Origin of the sequence: Pseudomonas sp. BN606 (assembly GCF_029873115.1) — a bacterium.
Taxonomy (GTDB): domain Bacteria; phylum Pseudomonadota; class Gammaproteobacteria; order Pseudomonadales; family Pseudomonadaceae; genus Metapseudomonas.
In genome coordinates this window covers 17812-38494 of the sequence record NZ_SSOF01000078.1, presented here as the reverse complement: position 1 = coordinate 38494, position 20683 = coordinate 17812, and the positions used below count along the sequence as shown (strand labels likewise).

The following is a 20683-nucleotide window of genomic DNA, read 5'->3' as shown; positions in this document are numbered from 1 at the left end:
TCGCGAGAATGTTTGTACAACCGATTTTCGATAGTGAAGGCAACTCTCCACCAGGCCACGGTTGCCGACGTGCACATGCTCGTGTTCGATGTTGATGCTCCGACGCTGTAGGGGCTGCCGCTGTACGACGCTTCGGTCACTAGCGTGGCGGAGAATGCGCAACGAGCCCCAATCCGCTAACGAAGCGAATGGCAAAACTGGAGCGCCCAAGTAGAACCGCCCCAATTACGGGCGCGTACGAACCGGTTTACCCGGCGCAGCCGCTCATCCGATCCAACATCCTGCGCGCATGTTCGCTGGTGAACCCAGCAGCATGCCCAGGCAGTCGAGACCTTCACGACTGCGGTGCGCTTCATCGCACTGGTCGCTCTGCTCTTCCAGCGCATGTCGCGCTGACCACCCCTCAAGGGATACCCTCCCTTGTAGGCGGGAGTCCCTTGCTTCAATTCGAGGAATCTCCCATGGACCACCAAGCCATCCGCACGCAACTGCCCTCACTGGTTGCGAAACACGTACCGCGTAACTCACGAACTTTTCGCTTCAAAATCTTCGACGGCGAACCCAAGGTATCCACTTTGGGCTTTTTCATCGATCCGCAGCCCTTCGACGGCACGGTAATCGCTACAACCGACGCGGCCATCGTTGTGAAGACCGGCCGTACCGAGTTTGCCGTTCTCGATCGGGACCTGGTCACCGAGCAGCCCGGTGAAGGTGACAAGGTTCAAGTTCGTCCATATGCACGGCGCCGTTTCGACGGTCAGCGCGCGGACACGCCGGAAGAACGAACCGAGCGTTCGTCGGACGGCACGGCCTACACCGTGAAGACGCTAATACTCGGCTCGGCTATCGCCAAGCTGCCCATTCCCACCCCGCAGTGTCCGGAGCTACAAGCACTGATCGAGCAACTGGAAGAGTTGCCAGCACCCGATGGCTACCGACGCATTACCCATCTGTTGGTGGATGCCGATGCGCGGGACTTCACGTGGGTGGATCCCAAGCCCGATGACATCATCAAGTCGCCACCGGCACTCAGCTTCACTGTAGCCACAGACAAGTTCGAGGGGCAGGTAACTGTGCTCTACGAACGTGTCCACGACCTCTACGCAATGGAGTTACGTCACGGTGTGGATGTGGTTGAGCGAGTGGACGAGGTGTACTTCGACTCGCTCGGAGAGGTACTCGAGCGGCTGATCGACGATGGCCGCTGGCGCCAGATACAGGTGGAGATCCTCCGTACCCGAGCTCGAACACCGCGCCAAGAGCTTTCAGCATGACGACTGGTACCTGACCTTTCCTCCTCCATAGCCCCCGTCCGCGGGGGCTTCTTTTGATCGCCCCACGCGTATCTATTACGCGCCGTCTCCAAAAACTGAAATGGCCGCCCTCGCCGGCTGATCCCGGTCAGCCCCAAGGAGACGCCCGCAGGCGCGCCGTTCAACATCGCCCCTTACTGGCACCAGTTTCAGCGGCAGCCGCCAATAGCGGTCAGGACACGGGTTTCTTCGACCCCACCGTTGACCCGATCGCCTGCCATTGCGAGGACTAACCAATGCGGTTTTCCGCGACTGCTGATTCCTCCTGGTCCGGCGAGTCGCCTAGCGCCAGGCTGACGTCATGTGCTGCTGACGACGTCAGCGACATACCAGGCAACCATCGGTCTTCGAGGTTGCGGCGCAGCTTTGCTGCGTGACCAAACCAGTTCGCACCGCATCTTTTGCGCGAACGACTCCCGGCATCCGGGAGTGGATGCAGTTGATCCTTAACCCACCGCGGGGTTACGCACCTCCCCGCTGTGGGTCGGTGTGTTTCCGCTTTCTTGTTCTCAAGTCAATGGAGATTCACCATGACCAGCAACGCTTCCAATCAGAAGTCCTACTTCGACATCCATACGTCCGGCATCGGCTACATCCAGCGCGTGCGCGAAGTCCCGGTGAAGGGCGGCCGCCATGCGCAGCCGTTCCTGGCCTGCACGGTCGCGGCCCTCGTCGGACCTGCCAAGGACCCGACCCTGCGCTACTTCGATGTGCGGGTCTCGGGGGCCGAGGCCAAGCAACTTGTCCAACCCTATGTCGGTGTCGATGATCGCAATCAGCGGCCTTTGGTCCGCTTCCGTCTCGGCGACCTGTGGATCGATCCGTTCCGCCGGCCCTCGGGTGATCCAGCTGCCAGCATGAAGGCCCGGTTACTGAAGGCCGAACTGCTGGAGCGGAGCGTCTTGGGAGAAATCGAGTACCACGAGCTGATTACCCGCGGTATCGGTTACTTGAATGATCCCAAGATGGTCCCGAACAACGGCGACCCGTTTCTGTCCTGCTCGATCGCAGTCTTGGCCGGGCCGGTCGACACTCCCGAATATCGCTACATCGAGACCATCGTCGCCGACAACAGTGCCCAACACCTGGTGCAACGCTGCATTCAGGCCGTGGAAGCACAGAAGAAAGTCCTGCTGGCCTTCACGCTCAACGACATGAAGGCCGAGTCCTACATCCGCATCAAGGGCGAGCATGCCGGCGACGTGGGCGGAAGCCTGAAATCGAAGCTGATCCAGGTCAGCCTGATCAAGATCGACGGCCAGCAAGTCTACCCGCTGAAGGCCGACGTACCCGCCTCCCAGGACGCTTCCACGCCCGACGAGACGGTTCCCCCTGCAGACGACAACGGCAGCGCCAAGCCCACCGAGCCTGCCGAGAACACCCCTCAGGCAGCGTCCTTCTAACTCGCAGCGCCCCACCGGGGCCTTGTCCTGCCCTCCCGGCATTGCCCCGGCACTTCGGTGTCGGCGGCATGTCGGTCACCGCCCCAACCGGCCCCGTCTCACGGGGCCTTCTCCATCCCAGGCAATCACCGGCTATCGAGCTTAAGCCCCGACACGCCAATTGCCAGCATTATCCAGGAGATCACCATGCAACTGGCCTCTCGCTTTGCGCATTGCTCCCCCATGCTGCGCGCAGATCACCCGCTCTCGGATGATCAGATTCGCGCCGTCGTACCCTCAATCTATGCGGAAGCCCCGCACGAAAGCCGATCCGAACGGTACAGCTACATCCCCACCGCCACCGTTCTCTTCGAGTTACGCAAGGAGGGCTTCGAACCCTTCATGGTGTGCCAGACCCGCGTGCGACATGAGGATCGCCGCGAGTACACCAAACACATGCTGCGCCTTCGCCACGCCAGCCAAATCGACGGCAGCGAAGCGAATGAGATCATCCTGCTGAACTCTCACGACGGCACCAGTAGCTACCAGATGCTCGCGGGCATGTTTCGCTTCGTCTGCCAGAACGGCCTGGTGTGCGGGGACACGATGACCGACGTGCGCGTCCATCACAAAGGCAATGTCACGGAGCACGTAATCGAAGGCGCCTACGAAGTCTTGAAGGGCTTCGAGCGCGTGGAGGAATCACGCGATTCGATGCGCGCCATCACTCTCGATGAGAATGAGGCCACTGTGTTTGCCAACTCTGCCCTGTCGCTCAAGTACGACGGCGCCAGCAAGCCGGTACCGATCACCGAGAGCCAGGTGTTGGCGCCACGCCGCTTCGACGACCGGCGCTTCGACCTGTGGTCGGTGTTCAACCGAGTGCAGGAGAACCTGGTCAAAGGCGGCCTATCCGGTCGATCCGCCCGCGGGCGCCACCAGCGCACTCGGGCCGTTGAAGGCATCGATCAGAACGTGCGCCTGAATCGCGCCCTGTGGCTGCTCGCCGACGGCATGCGCCAACTGAAAGCCTAAGCCTCTCACGGACCATCCCCGAACAGGGCATGGTCCGTTTTTTATCTGCTCCTAGCGCGCTTGCCTCGCCCTGCGCAAAAACACGGAGCGTTCGGCTGCCGATTGGCACGCGCCCCCACCCTACCCTTCAAGCAAGCTACCCCTATGTTCGCAGGCGAAGCCTGCAGCATGCCCAGCAGCTTCGACCTTCACAGCTGCGGTGCGTTGTATCGCACTGGTCTTCCTCATCCCCGATGCTTCGGCGTCGATCTGCGCCACTCGCATGGGACTCCGTCCACCGGGGCGGATACCGACCTTGATTTCCCTAGCAGGAGATTCCTTTCCGCGCGTTCGGATGGGCACACCCGGCCCAACATCCTCGAAGGAGAACCCACATGACCGCCACGCCTCGCGCTCAACAGTCCCCCATCATCGTTCCTGGCCAGCTCACCTTGCGCACCATCCATGGTCGCAACGGCCCATTCAATGTCAGCCGCCTCGTCACCCCGATCGGTGAGTTCGTGGTCAAGGATCCCGAGCTGGAGCAGTACGCCGAAGGGAAGTACGAAGGGGAGTTCGTGATTCGTTACATCTTCCCCAAAGCTTACCCCGCTGGCGGAGGCATGCGCTTTGAGATCCGCGCCAAACTCGATGGAATGGCCCTCTCTGGTATTACGCAGCTGAGCAAGGACGAAGCCCGCAAGTTCGGTCCACAGGAGGTCGATCCGCTCGATGAAGAGCAGAACAGCCCTGCGACCGACACCACGACCAATCCACAAAGCCCTGCGGCACCGTCGTCGAAAGACCCATTGATCGATACCACGCCCTTTGGGGTGGACAAGCCGACTGAGGCCTCTGCCTCAACGTCCGCGGCTGACGGCGAAGATGCCGCGCTGTTTGGCCTGCTCTGGCCGCTGGACGATACCGTCAAGCTCGACTCGACCATCGACCGCCGCACGCTGCGCCTGCAGTGTTCGCGCCTCAACCAGCTCGGTTATGCCTTCGATGCGAAGGCACAGAGTTGGCACCGGGAGCCCGACTGTCAGGCTGCCTGACCACTCACATCACCGCGGTGACCTTCACCCACCCGCCGGGGCTCCCCCCTGAGGGGCGGACTCCGGCCAGTTTTCGGAGACCTCATCATGGGTTGGTTTTTCTCTCCCCAGTCCCGATCCGAACTGATCGCTGAACTGATCGCACCACAGGAAACTGAACGCGCCAGCGTCAAGGTCATCGCCCACGCCCTGCGCGGGAATGTGCTGTGGTCCGTCGCCGAGGTGACCGCCAAGGTCGACGGTGTGCATCGAGATCTCGCACGAGGTCAGTCGCTCTGCTACATCCGCTGCGACCTGCTGCAACGTAGTGGCAGCGAATGGGGCTACAAGCCGATGGACGAGTCGATGCACCCGTATTACTACACGTGCCCGCTCCGCTATCTGGACATGGCACCTGAGCAGTCCCACGAGTGGCGCGAACACGTCCGTGCCTACCACACAAAGCGTCACCTGCCCAAAGCACCCGAAAGCGTGCTGATGGCCTAACCCGGAGCACACGCCATGGACTCCCTCCTTGCCGCGCTCCCGGAATCGCTACTCCTTTTCGTCGAGGACCAGTTGTCCAACAACGAAGTGTCCTCCGACGAAGAATTGCTGGAGCACTTCATCGCCAGTGGCCTCAGTGAAGAGCAGGCGCGCCATGCCTTGACCTACCGGGACCGTTACCGCCGCGACATCTACCTGCAAGGCTTCACGCCAATCCGCACACCGGATGCGGCGCTTCGCTTCAATCCTCACACCCGGGACTTCGAGCCCGATTCGTAATCCACCCCACGGGGCAGTCTCTGTCCCTCAGGCAGTGCTGCCCCGCCACCGAGGCCATCACCATGCCTGCATCCTCATCAACCGCAACGCTCTTTGCCATCGACGAGTGCCCCGACCTGATGGCCGACGCCTGCGTCGGCGACGAGCAGGGCACCCTTGTCTTCGCTTCAGTCTGGGGGCGCGACACCGCCATCCAGCAATTCATCGCCCGCTTGACCTTGGGACAGGACCAGGACGGGCTCGACCAGTTCCACCTCCTCACCCAACAGGAGTCGTCGATTCCGCTCTTCGTCGGCAGCGTCGATCGCCTGGAAAAGCGTTTGACCCGTGTCTACCGGCGCACCCTGTTTGGTTCGCTGATCAACCTCTGGCTGTTCGACCGCCGTTGCACGCGGCCCGACAAGAGCAACGCAAGCGCGCTAGCGCTACTGCCGCGCTCCGCTATCGCCCCCGACGCTCGCCTCTGGCGACTGGTACGGGACACCTGTCCGCTGCCCTTGCTCGACCACTGGCAGGCCCCTGTGCTGGCGCATCTACGCGCGCACGGCATGCTCCATCGCCTGCCATTGGCGATCGGTCCCCTCGATGGCCATCGCCTGGCCATGGACGTACCGGCCCTCACCCAGGCGCTGGGCAACCTGATCCGCAGCGGCACCCTCGACGTGCACGAAACCGATCGCCCGCTCCCCCGCCTGCTTGCGGCAGTGGCGTAAGGGCTCCCCAGCAGGCATGCGTCCGTGCATGCCTGCACTCTTCCTCGACAGACAGGAGGCAGCCATGGCCCTCATGTTTCCTCGACTCGCAAGAAACTTCGCCAAGGGCGGCTACTACCCAACTGACGAAGCCACGCTCGAACGAGCACTCGCCGCACTGGCGCCTGGCGACGGGCCGATGTGCATCATCGATCCCTGCGCCGGCGAAGGCGTGGCCGTTGCCGAAGTCGCCCACGCCCTCGGGCGCGAGCAAACCCAGGTGTTCGCCGTCGAGTACGACGGCGAACGTGCCCACCATGCACGGGGGCTGGTTGACCGCTGCATCCACGGCGACCTGATGGATACCCTGATCTCCCGCCAGTCATTCGGCCTGCTGTGGCTCAACCCGCCCTATGGCGACCTGAGCAACGACGCCAATGGCAACCTCGGCTACGACGGCAAAGGCCGCGCCCGGCTCGAGAAGCTGTTCTATCAGCGCACGCTACCGCTGCTGCAGTACGGTGGTGTACTGGTCTTCATCGTGCCGCATTACGTCCTGGACGCTGAACTCGTCGGCTGGCTCACGCGGCACTACAGCGACCTGCGTATCTACCGTGCGGTGGAGACGCAATTCAAGCAGGTCGTGGTGTTCGGCCGCCGCTCGCGGCAACGCGACCAGGCCAGCGACGAAACCAAGTCCGCCCGAGCCCTGCTGCTGCAGATTGGTCAGGGAGACATCGAAGCCGAAGCGTTGCCGGAAGAGTGGCCGCTCCTGCCGTACACCGTCCCCGCGACTCCGTCCGAGCCAGAGCACTTCTACCGCGTGACGCTGGAACCTGCGCAGTTCGCCGATGAAGTCGGTCGGCTGCAAGGGCTTTGGCCGACACTCGAAGCGCATCTGGGTGCCTCGCAACAGTCGCTGCGACCGCCCGCACGGGCGCTGTCGCACTGGCATCTCGCCCTCGCCCTGGCCGCAGGCGCGATCTCTGGCGTCGTGACGTCCAAGACCGGCAAGGTGCTGATCGTCAAAGGCGACACCCATAAGGAGAAAACCCTCCAGCGGGAGTTCACCGAACGCGACGACGGCTCCGTGGCCGAAACACGCATCCTCACCGACAAATTCGTACCGGTTATTCGCGCCTGGGACATGACACCGGACTCCCCTACCCGGGGCGAGGTGTTGACCATCCGCTGAGCACTCTCTGCGAGAGCTGACCGTCACTTTCCGCCACCCACCGGGGCCACGTCATCCCGCTGGGATGCCGTGGCCTCCACCTGAGGAGAAACCCATGGCATCCGCTGCTCGCAACACCCGTGATCGCAGGCTCCTGTTCCCGATAGGCGCGCTGATCTTCAGCAAGGGCGTCGACCAGCTAGTCCGTGAGGGCCGGCTCGACCCGTTGCCCTATTTCCAGCGCCATACCCGCGGTGACTGGGGCGACATTACCGACGACAGGTGGCAGGAAAACAATGCCGCTCTGACATCCGGTCAGCGTCTCGACTCGATCTACCAGGTCACGCGCGAGCTGACCCTGTGCATCTACACCGAAGCGGATCGAAGTGCGACACACATCGCACTCCCACCCGAAATCTGAGTACTCGTTCGACGGTCGCAAACCGTTGCTTTCCTCCCACCCAAGGGGCATGCCATCGCCCCACGGGGACGGTGCATGCCCACTTTCCTGGAGCATCATCATGTCCCACGCTCTTGATCCCGACCCCGAAACCGCTGCGCAGGGCAACCTGCTGGAAGCGGCTGATTCTCCCCTCACGCTCAGTCTGCAGGACTTCGTATCCGAATTCGGCGACGAGTTGCTCGACTCACTCAACCGCGCCAATCCGCCGGTCTATGCCGGGAAGCCGCGAGCACAGCGGCAAACTATCCTAGCGGGCCTCAAGCGGAGGTTGTTCCCCGCGCAGGCCGACGTGGTGCATGCCGTTGCCGAGTTGTTGATCGATCACGGCGAGCGCGCCGCGATCGTCAATGGCGAGATGGGCTGCGGCAAAACGACGGTGGGTATTGCCACCGCCGCCGTCCTCCAGGCCGAAGGCTACCGGCGTACCCTGGTGCTCTCCCCTCCGCACCTGGTTTACAAGTGGCGGCGGGAAATCCAGGATACGGTAGCCGACGCCCGCGTCTGGGTCCTCAACGGCCCGGACACCCTGGTCAAGCTCATCAAGCTGCGCGCGCAGTTGGGTGTGCCGGCCCAGGGCCAGGAGTTCTTTATCCTCGGCCGCGTTCGCATGCGCATGGGCTTCCACTGGAGGCCCGTCTTCACCCAGCACCGCACGCGTCACGGCGACGTGGGCGCCTGCCCTGACTGCGGCCAGGTCATCACCAATCTCGACGGCGAGCCGGTCAATCCGGTGGAGCTGGAAGCCGAGGAATACCGCCGCAAGTGCAGCTGCTGCGCAGCTTCCTTGTGGACGCTGATCCGCCCGCGAAACCTGTCCGCCAACGACCAGTCCTCGGCCGTATTGAAGGCCCTGAAACGCATTCCCACCATCGGCGAAGTCACCGCGCAGAAGTTAATGCAGCAGTACGGTGATGGGTTCCTCGCGTCGATGCTCGGCGACAACATCCACGAGTTCATCAACCTGATGGACGACCAGGGTGAACTGGTCTTCTCGGACCGCCAGGCCCAGCGCATGGAACGTGCGATGGCCAGTATGGAGTTCGGCTTCGGCGAGGGCGGCTATCAACCGTCCGAGTTTGTGAAACGCTACTTGCCGCAAGGCACATTCGACCTGCTCATCGCCGACGAGGCGCACGAGTACAAGAACGGCGGAAGCGCCCAAGGCCAAGCCATGGGTGTGCTCGCCGCGAAGTCGCGCAAAACGCTGCTGCTCACCGGAACTTTGATGGGGGGGTATGGCGACGACTTGTTCCACCTGCTGTTCCGCGCCCTTCCGAGCCGGATGATCGAAGACGGCTACCGGCCGAGCGGTACCGGCAGCATGACGTCGGCCGCCATGGCGTTCATGCGCGATCACGGCGTACTCAAGGATATTTACTCCGAAAGCTTGGGCGCAGCGCACAAGACGGCCAAGGGCACCAAGGTATCGGTGCGCACGGTTAAAGCGCCGGGGTTCGGGCCGAAAGGTGTGCTGCGCTGCATCCTGCCGTTCACGGTATTTCTTAAACTGCGGGACATCGGTGGCAATGTGCTGCCGCCCTATGACGAGGAGTTTCGTGAAGTTGCCATGGACGCGGACCAGGCCAATGCCTACCGCGACCTGTCGCAGCGCCTGAGCCAGGAACTGAAACAGGCCTTGGCCAAACGCGACACGACTTTGCTCGGTGTGGTGCTCAACGTGCTGTTGGCCTGGCCAGACACCTGTTTTCGCTCGGAAACAGTCAAGCATCCGCGCACGCGCGCCTTGCTAGCATTCGTGCCCTCCCAGTTCAATGAGCTGGAGGTGATGCCCAAGGAGCGCGAGCTGATCGAGCTCTGCCGGCAGGAGAAGGCAGAAGGTCGCAAGACCCTGGTCTACTCGATCTACACCGGCACCCGCGATACGACGTCGAGACTCATGACGCTGCTGGAGCAGGAGGGCTTCAAGGTGGCGGTGCTACGCGCGAGCGTGGATGCCTCTCGCCGCGAAGACTGGATCGCCGAGCAGCTCGACCGTGGCATCGACGTACTGATCACCAATCCCGAACTGGTGAAAACCGGCCTGGACCTGCTGGAGTTCCCAACGATTGTCTTCATGCAGTCGGGCTACAACGTGTATTCGCTGCAGCAGGCCGCACGCCGTTCCTGGCGCATCGGCCAGAAACAGGCCGTCCGGGTGATCTACCTGGGCTACGCGGCCACCTCACAAATGGCCTGCCTGGGCTTGATGGCCAAGAAGATCATGGTCTCGCAATCCACGTCGGGAGACGTACCAGAGTCCGGGTTGGATGTCCTCAACCAGGACGGTGATTCCGTCGAAGTGGCACTGGCCAGGCAGCTTCTTGCAACCTGACTCATGTGCCTTATGCCGGCAGCCCCTCGGGCTGTCGGCCCCTTCTCTTCACCTGTACCTCCTTTGAGGTCCTAGAGCACCGAGCAACGATTTTCCACCGTGTGATAACGGCAGCAGGCGACTTATTGCAGCCTGTCGGTACAGGCAGAAATCGGCCGATTCTGTTGAAAGACTCCCTTCGAGATTTCTGCCCACAAAAGTGCATTGCTTACGCTGAAATCTGAGTCATTTCCGGGGCAGAACTGCCTTGGATTTCACGTAGCAACGCGCGAATCAGCCGCATTTGGGCCTATGGGCAGGCGACTCTGGCCAACACCGCCTTTTTCAACAGAATCGGCCAGAAACGGACGTTCAGGGCGGCCTGATTATTAGGCTTGGAGGTTTCTAGGAGGCCCGGGGCTGCTCAAACCGAGAGAAGGCTGAAATTGCGAAGCAGCCTCGTCGCTTCACCTTGAAAATTAATTTCGTACTGGCGTCTTGAAATCCGCAGAAGTGACCTCATTTTAACATCAAAGAGCCAGTACAATGGAGGGGGCATGCCAGCACATAGCGGTGACATCAAAATTCTCAGCCTAAATGGTGGGGGGGCTAGAGGTCTGTAGATCAGCTCCGACTTGCCCTCATCCAGATCGCGATGACGCATTGATGCCGACCATTCCTGAAAGACGCCAGCAGGCTCTACCAATACCGCGGCAGCCACCTTACCTGGCTGGTAGTTGACGAATCGAGTCCGCATTGACAACGGACGCATCCATCCGCGCCCCTGATTGAATGTGACCGCCCCAATGTAAGGATGGCTGCCGCCACCTTCCACATTGGTTATCGACAGCAAGGTATCCCACTCCAAACGCACACTGTGGTTGTGGAATGCCTCAAAGGTAGCGGCGGCTGGGGCCGGCATGACTAACGTGATCTTATGGCGACTCATGACCGAAGGCCGACGGCGGGAGATGAGGGCTAGCCTAGACCAGTCGCACCGGCTCGAACATGCGCATCATCGAGGTATTTTTCGTTCGCTTCGGGTCGCTTTCTGCCGGTCCCACCCGAGGCTCGCGAGCGTTCGCGCATCTGATCTTCGACAATGAGGACAAGCTACAACAGGTCATGACCTCGCATTACCGGCCTTATCTAATGAACGCTCCTTCAGGAGTGCTCTTTTAATTCAGAAGATATCGAAGAGTTCCAGGCTCCACTATTCCTATAAAGGCAATCAGGAGACCTACAGCTTCGCATTTCCAACTGATTCAATGTTCAACGCTGATGCTCCGACTCTGGATGAGTTGGCGCTGTACACTGCAACGTAGCGCCTGCCACCGGCTAGACGAGAAAAATACTTATAATAAAGCTGCCAGTATTAGAAAAGTTTGGAGCTGGACATAGCAGAAGCGCAAGAATCCAAAAAATCACTACGAAGCCCATCTTTAGTGCTTCCAACTCATAAAAACAAATCCAAAAAGTCGAAAAACCGGAGTCAAGCGCCCTATAGCAGTACGCGCAGTAGGGTTTCGCCACAGCAATAGCTTTACAACAGACTATTACAAATAGACCCTTCCAATTTCAACGCTTTTTAAATACACTAAACCCGTTATTAACCAGGAGACACACGATGTCCCGCCTTGCTGAATTTCGTAAGCTTGAAGAACAACTAGCCCAACAATTAGCCGAGCTCGAAGCGCTCAAGAACGACAGCGCGCTGAAAAAAGAGATCGAGTTTGAAGAGAAGCTGCGTGCGCTCATGTCTGAGTACGGTGTAGATGTGCGCGGTCTGATCGCAGTGATGGACCCCGAGTATCGCCCACTCGCTAAGAAAGCTCAGACTGGTAGCGGCCCCCGCAAAGCGCGCGAGGTAAAAGTCTACATGCACCCCAAAACTGGTGAGCGTGTCGAAACCAAGGGCGGCAATCACAGCATCCTGAAGGCTTGGAAAGCCGAGCATGGTGTTGAAACCGTAGAGTCCTGGCGTGTGCAATAATTGCTTCGAAGCCAAAGATTTTGCTTAAAACAAAGGGCCCCGCGGGGCCCTTTGTCGTCCCAGCAGTGGCGACTCAACCAACTGACCCCTAATAAGAACACAAAACTTAACCACAAAATCTGTGGGTAACTCGTTGGATAAAACGTGCGACTTTCGATGCGATAGGCATTGCACGGGCATGCTGCTTTATTGAGCATGAGTTGATCCCCACCCCAAAGAAGCAAATCTCACTGACGAGCAATCGGCAACACGACGATTCCCTTTGTTTGGTGATACCGCATTGCTGAATGGCGATGCTCTCGGCTCGACTCAGCCGGGAGCGCCTCCATGCCCGCCGCCCTTTCCTATCGCTGCTGCCTGCTACTGGCCGTCCTGACGGCTGGCTGCGCAACACCTCCGCCTGCCCCTGTAAGGAATGAGGTGGTGAATCCCCAGCCGGAGCAATTCCCTGTCGTTCGTTACGGCCGCTACACCCTGGTCGAATTGGCGCCGACGGCCGCCCAGCAGGACCTCCTGCTGCAGGTAGTCGATGCATCCATTCCCGACACGCTGAGCGCCAGCGTCGGCGACGCACTGCGACACGTCTTGCGCCGCTCCGGCTATCAGCTCTGCAGCGGTCGTGAAACCGACGCCCTGAACAACCTTCCCCTGCCGGCCGCGCACTACCAGCTAGGGCCTGTCCAACTGCGTGAAGCCCTTCTGCTCTTGGTCGGGCCGCCCCGGACGCTGCACGTTGATCACGTAACCCGCCGTGTCTGCTTCACCCTGTCACGTCATGGCGAAGCGTCAGCGACTGCAGAGGCTGGTCCCCAAGACCATGTCGCATCGCCTGCCGGGAAGGTCCAGCCGTGACGATCCTGGGGAAGGAACACCGCGAGCCCACCCCGCTGATGCGCCCAGCGGCGATTACCTGGCTCCTGCTCGTCAGCGCCTCGGCGGTGATCGACCATGTCGCGCTATTACGCCTGGCCGAGCAGATGCAGACACGTGCTGCGACATCGCAAGTCGAGATACTTCAACAGCGCCTGGACGAACTCACCCTGCAGGTCGAACAGCTGCCACAACCGCAAGCGCTGCCCATGGAGCGCTACGAGTCCGAACGCCAGGTGCTGGAGCAGCGGCTCAGCGCCCTTGAGCACGCCCTCAGCAACCTTGCGACAGCGGACAGCCTGCTGCCCCTGCAAGCGCGTGTGGAGCAGTTGGAAGCGCGGCCCATGACTTCTCGGCAGCCAGCACCGGTCGTGGCACGTCCCCGCTCCCCTGCCCCATCCAAACCCCAGGAGATCCAGCCGCCGTTCCAGGTAATCGGCATCGAGTTACGTGCGAACGAACGCTTCCTGGCGATTCAGCCTTCAACTTCAGGCTCGCTCTCGCAGGTTCGTCTGCTGTTGCCGGGCGAAACTGAAGCCGGCTGGCGTCTCCAGCACATCGAGAGGGATGCCGCTGTCTTCCAGCAGGGTAACGACACCCGCCGAATCACGCTGCCCACTGGCAGGAGCGATAGATGATCGACCGCAGCGGCGCGCTCGTCGTGCTCGCCGCACTGCTGGTGAGTGGCGTGACCGACGGGGCAGAAACGCTCGCCTCGACTGCCCGCCCTAGCAGGGAGCAACCGACCACCATCGAGCGCAGCGACGAACAGCAGGCGCGTGATTGGGGACTGAGCAGCGACGAATGGACCCGCTACCGCGAGCTGATGCGGGGACCATTAGGCATTTACTCGCCCAATCTCGACCCACTCACCGCGCTGGGTATTGAAGCACGCTCCGATGAGGAACAACGCCGCTATGCGGAGCTGCAGGCGCAGGCCGAAGCTCGTCGTGTCGAAAAGCTGCTGGCCTACCAACGCGCCTATGACGCAGCCTGGCAACGGCTCAAACCAGGCATGCCACGCGTCGCCCTGCCCGACGCGGGCGCAGCCTCTTCGCCCGCCGTACCAGCCACGGGCGAGCGGCTCGCCGTATTCGTCAAGGACGCCTGCACGGCCTGCGACCATGCAGTCCAGCAGCTCCAGGCAGCCAGCGTCGGGTTCGACCTCTACCTGGTCGGCAGCCGCAATGACGACGCACTCATCCGTACCTGGGCTCGGCGCATCGGCATCGATCCCGCCAAGGTGAGCAACCGCACCATCACGCTCAACCATGATGCCGGGCGCTGGCTGTTGCTCGGCCTCCCCGGCGACCTGCCCGCTGTGCTGCGCAAGGTGAACGGCCAGTGGCAGCGGCAATAGCGACGTCACGGTGCGCCGTGCTGGCGCTGATGACCTGGGCACTGGCGGGGCACGCCCTGGCGCAGAACGTGCCGCCACCGGCCTACCAAGTCGCGGCGCACCAAGCCGGCATTCCTTCGACCGTGCTCTACGCCGTCGCCCTGCAGGAAAGCGGCACGCGGCTCAGTAGCCGGCTCGTCCCCTGGCCCTGGACACTCAACGTGGCCGGCGTCGGGCGCCGCTTTCCGACCCAAGCCAAAGCCTGCCTCCACCTGCATCAGGCACTGCGCGACGTCCCGCCCACCCGTATCGACGTGGGTCTGGGCCAGATCAACCTGGGCTACCAGCGTCATCGCTACCGTCGCCCCTGCGAGCTGCTCGACCCCTACCGCAACCTCGCTATCGCAGCCGACATCCTGCGCGAGCAACACGCTCCCGGCCAGGACTGGCTGATTACCGTCGGCCGCTACCACCGGCCTGCCGGCGGCGCACCGGCCGCACGCTACCGCCGCAGCGTCGGCCAGCACCTGGCACGCGTATTTAGCGAACCCCACCAAAGGAGCCTGCCATGAAGCCCATTCGCCTCGTTGCCCTCTTCGCCCTGGCCGGGGCACAGGTCACTGCCCGGGTACAAGCCGACGCACTAATTGTTGTGGAAGACCGGGGCGGCGCCTCCGCCCTTCCTTACTACGAAGCACTGAGTCTTCAACCACGACCCCAGGTGCCCTCACCGCACCTTGAGGTTCCACGTCCGCCCCTCGACCCGTTCAGCGAATCCGACATGTTGCCGGTGCGCTCAGTGCGTCTGTCGCCGGGACTGGTGGAACGCCGGGTGATCGAGGCACCAGGCCTGCCGCCGTTCTTTCTCGTCGGCGACGATGCCCAATCCCGCGCCTGGCTGCAGCAGCGGTCACCCCACTTGCGTGAACTCAATGCCGCCGGGCTGGTGGTCAACGTCGACTCGGCCGAGGCCTTGGCTGAACTGCGCGCACTGGTGCCTGGCCTGTCGCTGGCGCCAGCGTCCGGTGACGACTTGGTCGACCGCCTGAGATTACGCCACTACCCGGTGCTGATCACGTCGACCGGCATCGAACAGTGAAACACCGCTCATGGCCCAGCCCCATGCGATCGAGGTACTGCTGCGGCCAGCCGTGGAGCTGTATACGGTGGTGGTCTGCGTCGGCGCCGCGGCAGTGTGCCTGGTGGCACCCTGGTCGCTGGCACTGAGTCCGCTGCTGGGCCTCGGCAGCGCCTTAGCCTTCCTGGCGTTCGGCACGCTACGACTGCGCGATGCCTGGGTGATTCTGCGCTACCGCCGCAACATCCGAAGGCTGCCACGCTACGTGATGACCAGTCGTGACGTACCGGTGAGCCAGCAACGCCTGTTCATCGGCCGGGGCTTTCGCTGGGAACAGCGCCATACCCATCGGCTGATGCAGACCTACCGGCCAGAGTTCCGCCGTTATGTCGAGCCCTCACCGGGCTACCACGTGGCGCGCCGCCTGGAAGCACGGCTGGAGTTCGCCCCGTTTCCGCTGTCGCACCTGGCCAAGCTCACCGCCTGGGACGTCCCCATCAACCCAGTGCGGCCGCTGCCGCCGGTGGGCGGTCTACCCCGGCTGCACGGTATCGAACCCCATGAGACCGACGTTGGCTTGCCGCTCGGCGAGCGTGTCGGCCAGACCCTGGTCCTGGGCGCAACGCGGGTCGGTAAAACACGGTTGGCCGAGCTGTTCATCACCCAGGACATTCGGCGCTGCAATGTAACGGGCGAGTATGAGCCAGTGATCGTCTTCGATCCCAAAGGCGATGCCGACTTGCTCAAGCGGATGTATGTGGAGGCCAAACGCGCCGGCCGTGAAGGCGAGTTCTACCTCTTCCACCTCGGGTGGCCGAACATTTCCGCCCGCTACAACGCCGTGGGGCGCTTCGGACGGATTTCCGAAGTCGCCACGCGGATTGCCGGCCAGCTCTCCGGTGAAGGCAACAGTGCCGCCTTCCGCGAGTTCGCCTGGCGCTTCGTCAACATCATCGCGCGCGCCCTGGTCGAGTTGGGCCAGCGCCCCGATTACCTGCTGATCCAACGCCACGTCATCAACATCGATGCGCTGTTCATCGAATACGCCGCCCACTACTTCGCCCGCACCGAGCCCAAGGCCTGGGACATCATCGTCCAGCTCGAAAGTCGGCTGAACGACAAGAACATTCCGCGCAATATGATCGGCCGCGAAAAGCGCGTGGTGGCGTTGGAGCAGTACCTGTCGCAGGTGCGCGTGTACGACCCGGTACTCGACGGCCTCAGGTCCGCCGTCCGCTATGACCGCACCTACTTCGACAAGATCGTTGCCAGTCTCTTGCCGTTGCTGGAGAAACTCACGACCGGCAAGATCGCTCAGCTGCTGGCGCCGAATTATGCCGATCTCAACGACCCGCGCCCGATCTTCGACTGGATGCAGGTGGTCCGTCAACGAGCGGTGGTCTACGTCGGGCTGGATGCACTGTCCGACGCCGAAGTAGCCGCGGCCGTCGGCAATTCGATGTTCGCCGACCTGGTCTCGGTCGCGGGCCATATCTACAAGTTCGGGATCGACGACGGCCTCCCCGGCGCCGTTGGCGGGACCAAGCTGCCCATCAATGTCCACGCCGACGAGTTCAACGAGCTTATGGGCGATGAATTCATCCCACTCATCAACAAGGGCGGCGGCGCGGGTATGCAGATCACCGCCTACACCCAAACGATGAGCGATATCGAGGCGCGCATAGGCAATCGCGCCAAGGCCGGCCAGGTGATCGGCAACTTCAACAACTTGTTCATGCTGCGTGTGCGGGAGACCGCCACCGCCGAGCTGCTGACCAAGCAACTGCCCAAGGTCGAGGTCTACACGACCACCCTGGTCAGCGGCGCCACCGACAGCTCCGATGTCCATGGTCCCACTGATTTCACCTCCACCGCGCAGGATCGCGTCAGCACCTCCAGCGTGCCGCTGATCGAGCCCGCACACGTCGTCGCGCTGCCCAAAGGCCAATGCTTCGCCCTGCTCGAAGGGGGCAATCTCTGGAAAATCCGCATGCCCCTGCCCGCGCCCGATCCGGACGAGAGCATGCCCGAAGATTTGCAACAGCTCGCCGGGTACATGCGCCAGCACTATACGGAGGCTCGCGACTGGTGGGACAACCCAGGCCAGCCGGGTCTGCAGGACGCTCCGCTGCCCGATGACCTACTCGACGGATTGCCACACCTCGCCGACCGTGAGGGACCGGATGGGGCGGCACGGCCATGAGGGACCCGGCGACCACCGCACAGCGTCAGCAGATTCAGCAACAAGGGCTGATCGCGAATACCGTCACCCTGCCGCTGCGCATGCTGGGTGTGCTGATCGGGTCGTTACTACTGTCCATCGTCATCGAATGCGTCGGCATGCACCTGTTCTGGCCAGACCAGGGCTGGCGCCATGCCCAGGGCATGCTCGACTATGAGTTGAGCCAGCTATCCAGCCACTTCACCCGCAGCGCGCTGGTGCAGGAACCGGGACGTACGGCGCACCAGTTGATCGAGGGGGCCTACGAATGGCTCTTCGTGAAATCCGGACTGCTCGACTGGATGAGCCGCACCTCGGCGCATGCTCGTGCGCCCGGCCACGGCGACACCCGGGACTTTCGCTACTACCTGAGTCAGGTCTACCAGTGGACCGAGAGTTACCTAATCGCCGCGGCGTTCACCACGCTGACCTTCATCGTGCGGATCCTGGTGCTGCTCCTGACGCTACCGCTCTTCATCCTGGCAGCCTTCGTCGGCCTGGTGGACGGGCTGGTCCGGCGCGATATCCGCAAGTTCGGCGCCGGTCACGAATCCGGTTTCGTCTACCACCGCGCAAAAGCCGCGCTGATGCCGCTGGCGGTCATGCCGTGGATCCTCTACCTGACCCTACCCTTCAGCCTTCACCCATTGCTGGTACTGCTGCCGTGCGCGGTGCTGTTGGGGGGTGCCGTGAACATCACCGCCGCGAGCTTCAAGAAGTACCTCTAGGCGCGACACGAACGTGCTTATTTATCTTTAGATATCAGCATCCTAGGAAGTCTTACGAGAAGATAAGCCAGAATCGTCCAGTCGGCCGGGCTCGAGCCCTGCTCTACCCCTCGCGTAGGAAAATCCGCAAGGTCGAGCGGGGCCTTCACTAGATTTTCACCTGCCCAGGAGCACAGTGATTCTGCTGAAGGACCAGCCCCATCCGACGATGTACATGAAGCCCCGCCTGCCCGTGCGGGGCTTTGTGTTTCTACACCACCCTTCCCAACCCTACCCACGCTAGATAGCATTGCGCCATCAACGCATGGAGCATCCGTATGGCACGACGCCGCCCCCTTACCTTTCAAGCATGGGCCTTAGGCTTGGTAGGCACCATTCTCACCGCGCTTGTCATGTACTACGGCAGGCTGGCAATCATCGAGCAGATGGGCCAGCGGCAAATTGCACACACCCAAGCAGCCCTCCAACGGCTGCAAGAACAGCAAGCCCAACAGACTGCTGCTCGCGCCCAGCAAACTCTCCAGCGTCAACATCGCCAGACCATATCTACAGATGAAACCCAACGTCAGGCCGCCATTGATTCACAGCGAGCTGTCGAGGCTCAGCGCGCTCGTATCGATGAGCAGCGCCAGCGAGATGCGGCCTGGGAAAGCTTCTACAAGCCGATGCGGGGCTGCGATAACTGGCAGAGCGATTCCCATATGGTTGAATGCCAGAACCACAAGCTCAGGGCCAAGCGCGAGTTCGAGCAGAAGTGGGCCGCTGGGGAACTCGACCCACCCAAGGGCTGACCATGCTCGATGCCCTGATCGATTTCTGCTTCAACTACCTGTGTTATGGCTTCGGCCACCTCATCATCAGCACCGTATCGCGCGGCCGCTTTCCGGGGCAGAGCAGCTATTGGTTTGGCCTGTGTATGGCGACTGGTGGCGCAGCTTTAGGGGCTGCGCTGGCGTTGGTGATCTACCTTGTTTCACTCATAACCTGATTGAGGACAAGGCCATGTGCGGCCGCATCGCCCAGTTCGGGACCTTTCGCGAGATCGTCGAGCTAATCAATATCTGGAACACCCCCGTACAGGCGGAGGCATCACCGCCTAAGTACAACGTCGCGCCAGCGACGCGGGCTCAGGTACTGAACGTCGCGGGAGACGCCCTGCTGGCCCGGCAAATCAGACTGGCGCCCCCTTCCATAGGCGCCCCTCCCAATGCCCGTCAATCCGGTCACGTCTAGCAACCCATTGTTTAAGGCGCCGCAACCGGCATTTTGAAAGCATTTCGCCATTCCTCGCTTATCGCGGATAGGCCAATGTCGATGCGCTTACTCGTCCCCACCACCCTGCATCCCGAACCGGGGCTGACCCTCGCGCTGCTCCTGCTCAGCCTGTGTGGTTCAAGCTATTCCGCCGCCGACGACAGCACGCCTGAGCAGGCACACCTCGCCGCGGCGCTGCGCCAACTCGACAGTATCGAGCGGCTGGTCGAACAGCATGCTGCGCAGCAGAACCAGGAGCGAACCCGCTTCTACTTCGACTACACCCGCCTGCGCGCCGATTTGCAACGCATGCGCGCCGGCATCCGCGATTACCTCAGCCCCTCCCGCGCGCAACCGCGCGATCCCACGCAACTGCTCGGTGACTACCGGCAAAGCACCGCCACGCCCACCGACACGGGGGTCGCCCCGTGAACGCCGCCCAGGCCAGCGCATTCCAGGCCAACAGCGGTTTCGCCCCCTCCGCCCTATCGGTCGTACTCCTTGGCGCCGTCTTCACCGTCCTGCTCCTGTGGGGCGTCTGGGCGATGCGCGCCGCCTACAACGGCTGGGCGGAAGCACAGCTGTCCCAACGTCAGTTCACCGGTGTCGTGCTGCGCATCGTTGCCCTGTACCTGGTGCTGACCTTTTTCCTGCTCTCCTAGAGGCCGCTACCATGAAGCCGCTCCCTCCTCACCCGATTGCCCGCGTGGCCGCGCTGCCGCTGCTCTCCAGCTTGGCGCCACTCGCGCAGGCCGACCTGCCCACCATGGAAAACCCAACGCGGGGTGCCGGCTCCGGCATCATCGAGACACTGCGCAACTACGGCTACGACATCGTCATGCTCATCGCCCTGCTCGTGGTTGCGTCGATGTTCGTGGGCGTCTGCTATCACGCCTACACCCGCTACGCAGAAATCCACACCGGCCGCTCGACCTGGGGCCAGTTCGGGCTGACGGTGGCCGTCGGCGCGATCCTGCTGGTCGTGGGGATCTGGCTGCTGACCGAAGCCACCGGCGTTCTCTGAGGCACGC

The 20683-nt window shown here is 62.1% G+C and carries 24 protein-coding genes; 23 read left to right on the top strand and 1 reads right to left on the bottom strand.

The features are described 5' to 3' along the window. Nucleotides 1–461: 461 nt before the first annotated feature. The 10 genes from E8E75_RS20535 (at nucleotide 462) to E8E75_RS20490 (ending at nucleotide 10190) form a co-directional block, all read left to right on the top strand. The gene (locus E8E75_RS20535; protein WP_280359706.1) at nucleotides 462–1274 is read left to right on the top strand and encodes a GTPase; all 813 of its coding nucleotides are present in this window, start codon (nucleotides 462–464) and stop codon (nucleotides 1272–1274) included. Between the two features lie 569 nt (nucleotides 1275–1843). Then, complete coding sequence (locus E8E75_RS20530) at nucleotides 1844–2716, top strand: DUF3577 domain-containing protein (RefSeq protein WP_280359705.1); 873 nt, start codon at nucleotides 1844–1846, stop codon at nucleotides 2714–2716. 186 nt (nucleotides 2717–2902) lie between these two features. Next, nucleotides 2903–3730, top strand: coding sequence for a DUF932 domain-containing protein (locus E8E75_RS20525; RefSeq protein ID WP_280359704.1), 828 nt, complete (start codon nucleotides 2903–2905; stop codon nucleotides 3728–3730). A 374-nt stretch (nucleotides 3731–4104) separates the two neighbouring features. Next, nucleotides 4105–4764, top strand: coding sequence for a DUF3275 family protein (locus E8E75_RS20520; protein WP_280359703.1), 660 nt, complete (start codon nucleotides 4105–4107; stop codon nucleotides 4762–4764). Between the two features lie 87 nt (nucleotides 4765–4851). Next, a complete protein-coding gene (locus tag E8E75_RS20515; RefSeq protein ID WP_280359702.1) occupies nucleotides 4852–5250 on the top strand; it encodes a hypothetical protein in 399 nt (132 codons plus the stop codon). Nucleotides 5251–5265: 15 nt separating this feature from the next. Continuing rightward, entirely contained in the window at nucleotides 5266–5529 is a 264-nt protein-coding gene (locus tag E8E75_RS20510; protein WP_280359701.1) for a hypothetical protein, read from the top strand. 62 nt (nucleotides 5530–5591) lie between these two features. Beyond that, a complete protein-coding gene (locus E8E75_RS20505) occupies nucleotides 5592–6242 on the top strand; it encodes a hypothetical protein (protein WP_280359700.1) in 651 nt (216 codons plus the stop codon). 64 nt (nucleotides 6243–6306) lie between these two features. Then, nucleotides 6307–7416, top strand: a complete 1110-nt coding sequence (locus E8E75_RS20500; protein WP_280359699.1) for a DUF6094 domain-containing protein — start codon at nucleotides 6307–6309, stop codon at nucleotides 7414–7416. A 94-nt stretch (nucleotides 7417–7510) separates the two neighbouring features. Beyond that, nucleotides 7511–7816, top strand: a complete 306-nt coding sequence (locus E8E75_RS20495; RefSeq protein ID WP_280359698.1) for a hypothetical protein — start codon at nucleotides 7511–7513, stop codon at nucleotides 7814–7816. A 100-nt stretch (nucleotides 7817–7916) separates the two neighbouring features. Then, entirely contained in the window at nucleotides 7917–10190 is a 2274-nt protein-coding gene (locus tag E8E75_RS20490; RefSeq protein ID WP_280359697.1) for a DEAD/DEAH box helicase, read from the top strand. Nucleotides 10191–10593: 403 nt separating this feature from the next. Here the strand turns inward: E8E75_RS20490 and E8E75_RS20485 are convergent, their stop codons facing one another. Continuing rightward, complete coding sequence (locus tag E8E75_RS20485; RefSeq protein ID WP_280359696.1) at nucleotides 10594–11118, bottom strand: hypothetical protein; 525 nt, start codon at nucleotides 11116–11118, stop codon at nucleotides 10594–10596. Between the two features lie 678 nt (nucleotides 11119–11796). Here E8E75_RS20485 and E8E75_RS20480 point away from each other — a divergent pair. The 13 genes from E8E75_RS20480 (at nucleotide 11797) to E8E75_RS20420 (ending at nucleotide 20676) form a co-directional block, all read left to right on the top strand. Then, a complete protein-coding gene (locus E8E75_RS20480) occupies nucleotides 11797–12162 on the top strand; it encodes a histone-like nucleoid-structuring protein, MvaT/MvaU family (RefSeq protein WP_280359695.1) in 366 nt (121 codons plus the stop codon). Nucleotides 12163–12489: 327 nt separating this feature from the next. Then, nucleotides 12490–13014, top strand: coding sequence for a PilL N-terminal domain-containing protein (locus E8E75_RS20475; protein WP_280359694.1), 525 nt, complete (start codon nucleotides 12490–12492; stop codon nucleotides 13012–13014). After that, a complete protein-coding gene (locus E8E75_RS20470; protein ID WP_280359693.1) occupies nucleotides 13011–13670 on the top strand; it encodes a hypothetical protein in 660 nt (219 codons plus the stop codon). The genes E8E75_RS20475 and E8E75_RS20470 overlap by 4 nt, the downstream gene beginning before the upstream one ends. Beyond that, nucleotides 13667–14392, top strand: a complete 726-nt coding sequence (locus E8E75_RS20465; RefSeq protein WP_280359692.1) for a TIGR03759 family integrating conjugative element protein — start codon at nucleotides 13667–13669, stop codon at nucleotides 14390–14392. The genes E8E75_RS20470 and E8E75_RS20465 overlap by 4 nt, the downstream gene beginning before the upstream one ends. 29 nt (nucleotides 14393–14421) lie before the next feature. Beyond that, entirely contained in the window at nucleotides 14422–14943 is a 522-nt protein-coding gene (locus E8E75_RS20460) for a transglycosylase SLT domain-containing protein (RefSeq protein WP_280359746.1), read from the top strand. Then, the gene (locus tag E8E75_RS20455; protein ID WP_280359691.1) at nucleotides 14940–15470 is read left to right on the top strand and encodes an integrating conjugative element protein; all 531 of its coding nucleotides are present in this window, start codon (nucleotides 14940–14942) and stop codon (nucleotides 15468–15470) included. Before E8E75_RS20460 ends, E8E75_RS20455 begins: the two co-directional genes overlap by 4 nt. Nucleotides 15471–15480: 10 nt before the next feature. After that, entirely contained in the window at nucleotides 15481–17652 is a 2172-nt protein-coding gene (gene traD, locus E8E75_RS20450; RefSeq protein WP_280359690.1) for a type IV conjugative transfer system coupling protein TraD, read from the top strand. Next, nucleotides 17649–18398, top strand: a complete 750-nt coding sequence (locus E8E75_RS20445; protein ID WP_280359689.1) for a TIGR03747 family integrating conjugative element membrane protein — start codon at nucleotides 17649–17651, stop codon at nucleotides 18396–18398. Before traD ends, E8E75_RS20445 begins: the two co-directional genes overlap by 4 nt. Before the next feature lie 317 nt (nucleotides 18399–18715). Then, nucleotides 18716–19189, top strand: coding sequence for a hypothetical protein (locus tag E8E75_RS20440; protein ID WP_280359688.1), 474 nt, complete (start codon nucleotides 18716–18718; stop codon nucleotides 19187–19189). A gap of 2 nt (nucleotides 19190–19191) precedes the next feature. Beyond that, complete coding sequence (locus tag E8E75_RS20435; protein WP_280359687.1) at nucleotides 19192–19386, top strand: hypothetical protein; 195 nt, start codon at nucleotides 19192–19194, stop codon at nucleotides 19384–19386. 320 nt (nucleotides 19387–19706) lie between these two features. Continuing rightward, a complete protein-coding gene (locus E8E75_RS20430) occupies nucleotides 19707–20084 on the top strand; it encodes an RAQPRD family integrative conjugative element protein (protein WP_280359686.1) in 378 nt (125 codons plus the stop codon). Then, a complete protein-coding gene (locus E8E75_RS20425) occupies nucleotides 20081–20314 on the top strand; it encodes a TIGR03758 family integrating conjugative element protein (protein ID WP_280359684.1) in 234 nt (77 codons plus the stop codon). Before E8E75_RS20430 ends, E8E75_RS20425 begins: the two co-directional genes overlap by 4 nt. Nucleotides 20315–20325: 11 nt before the next feature. Further along, nucleotides 20326–20676: a TIGR03745 family integrating conjugative element membrane protein gene (locus E8E75_RS20420; RefSeq protein ID WP_280359683.1), complete on the top strand. Its 351-nt coding sequence runs from the start codon at nucleotides 20326–20328 to the stop codon at nucleotides 20674–20676. Nucleotides 20677–20683 lie beyond the last annotated feature (7 nt).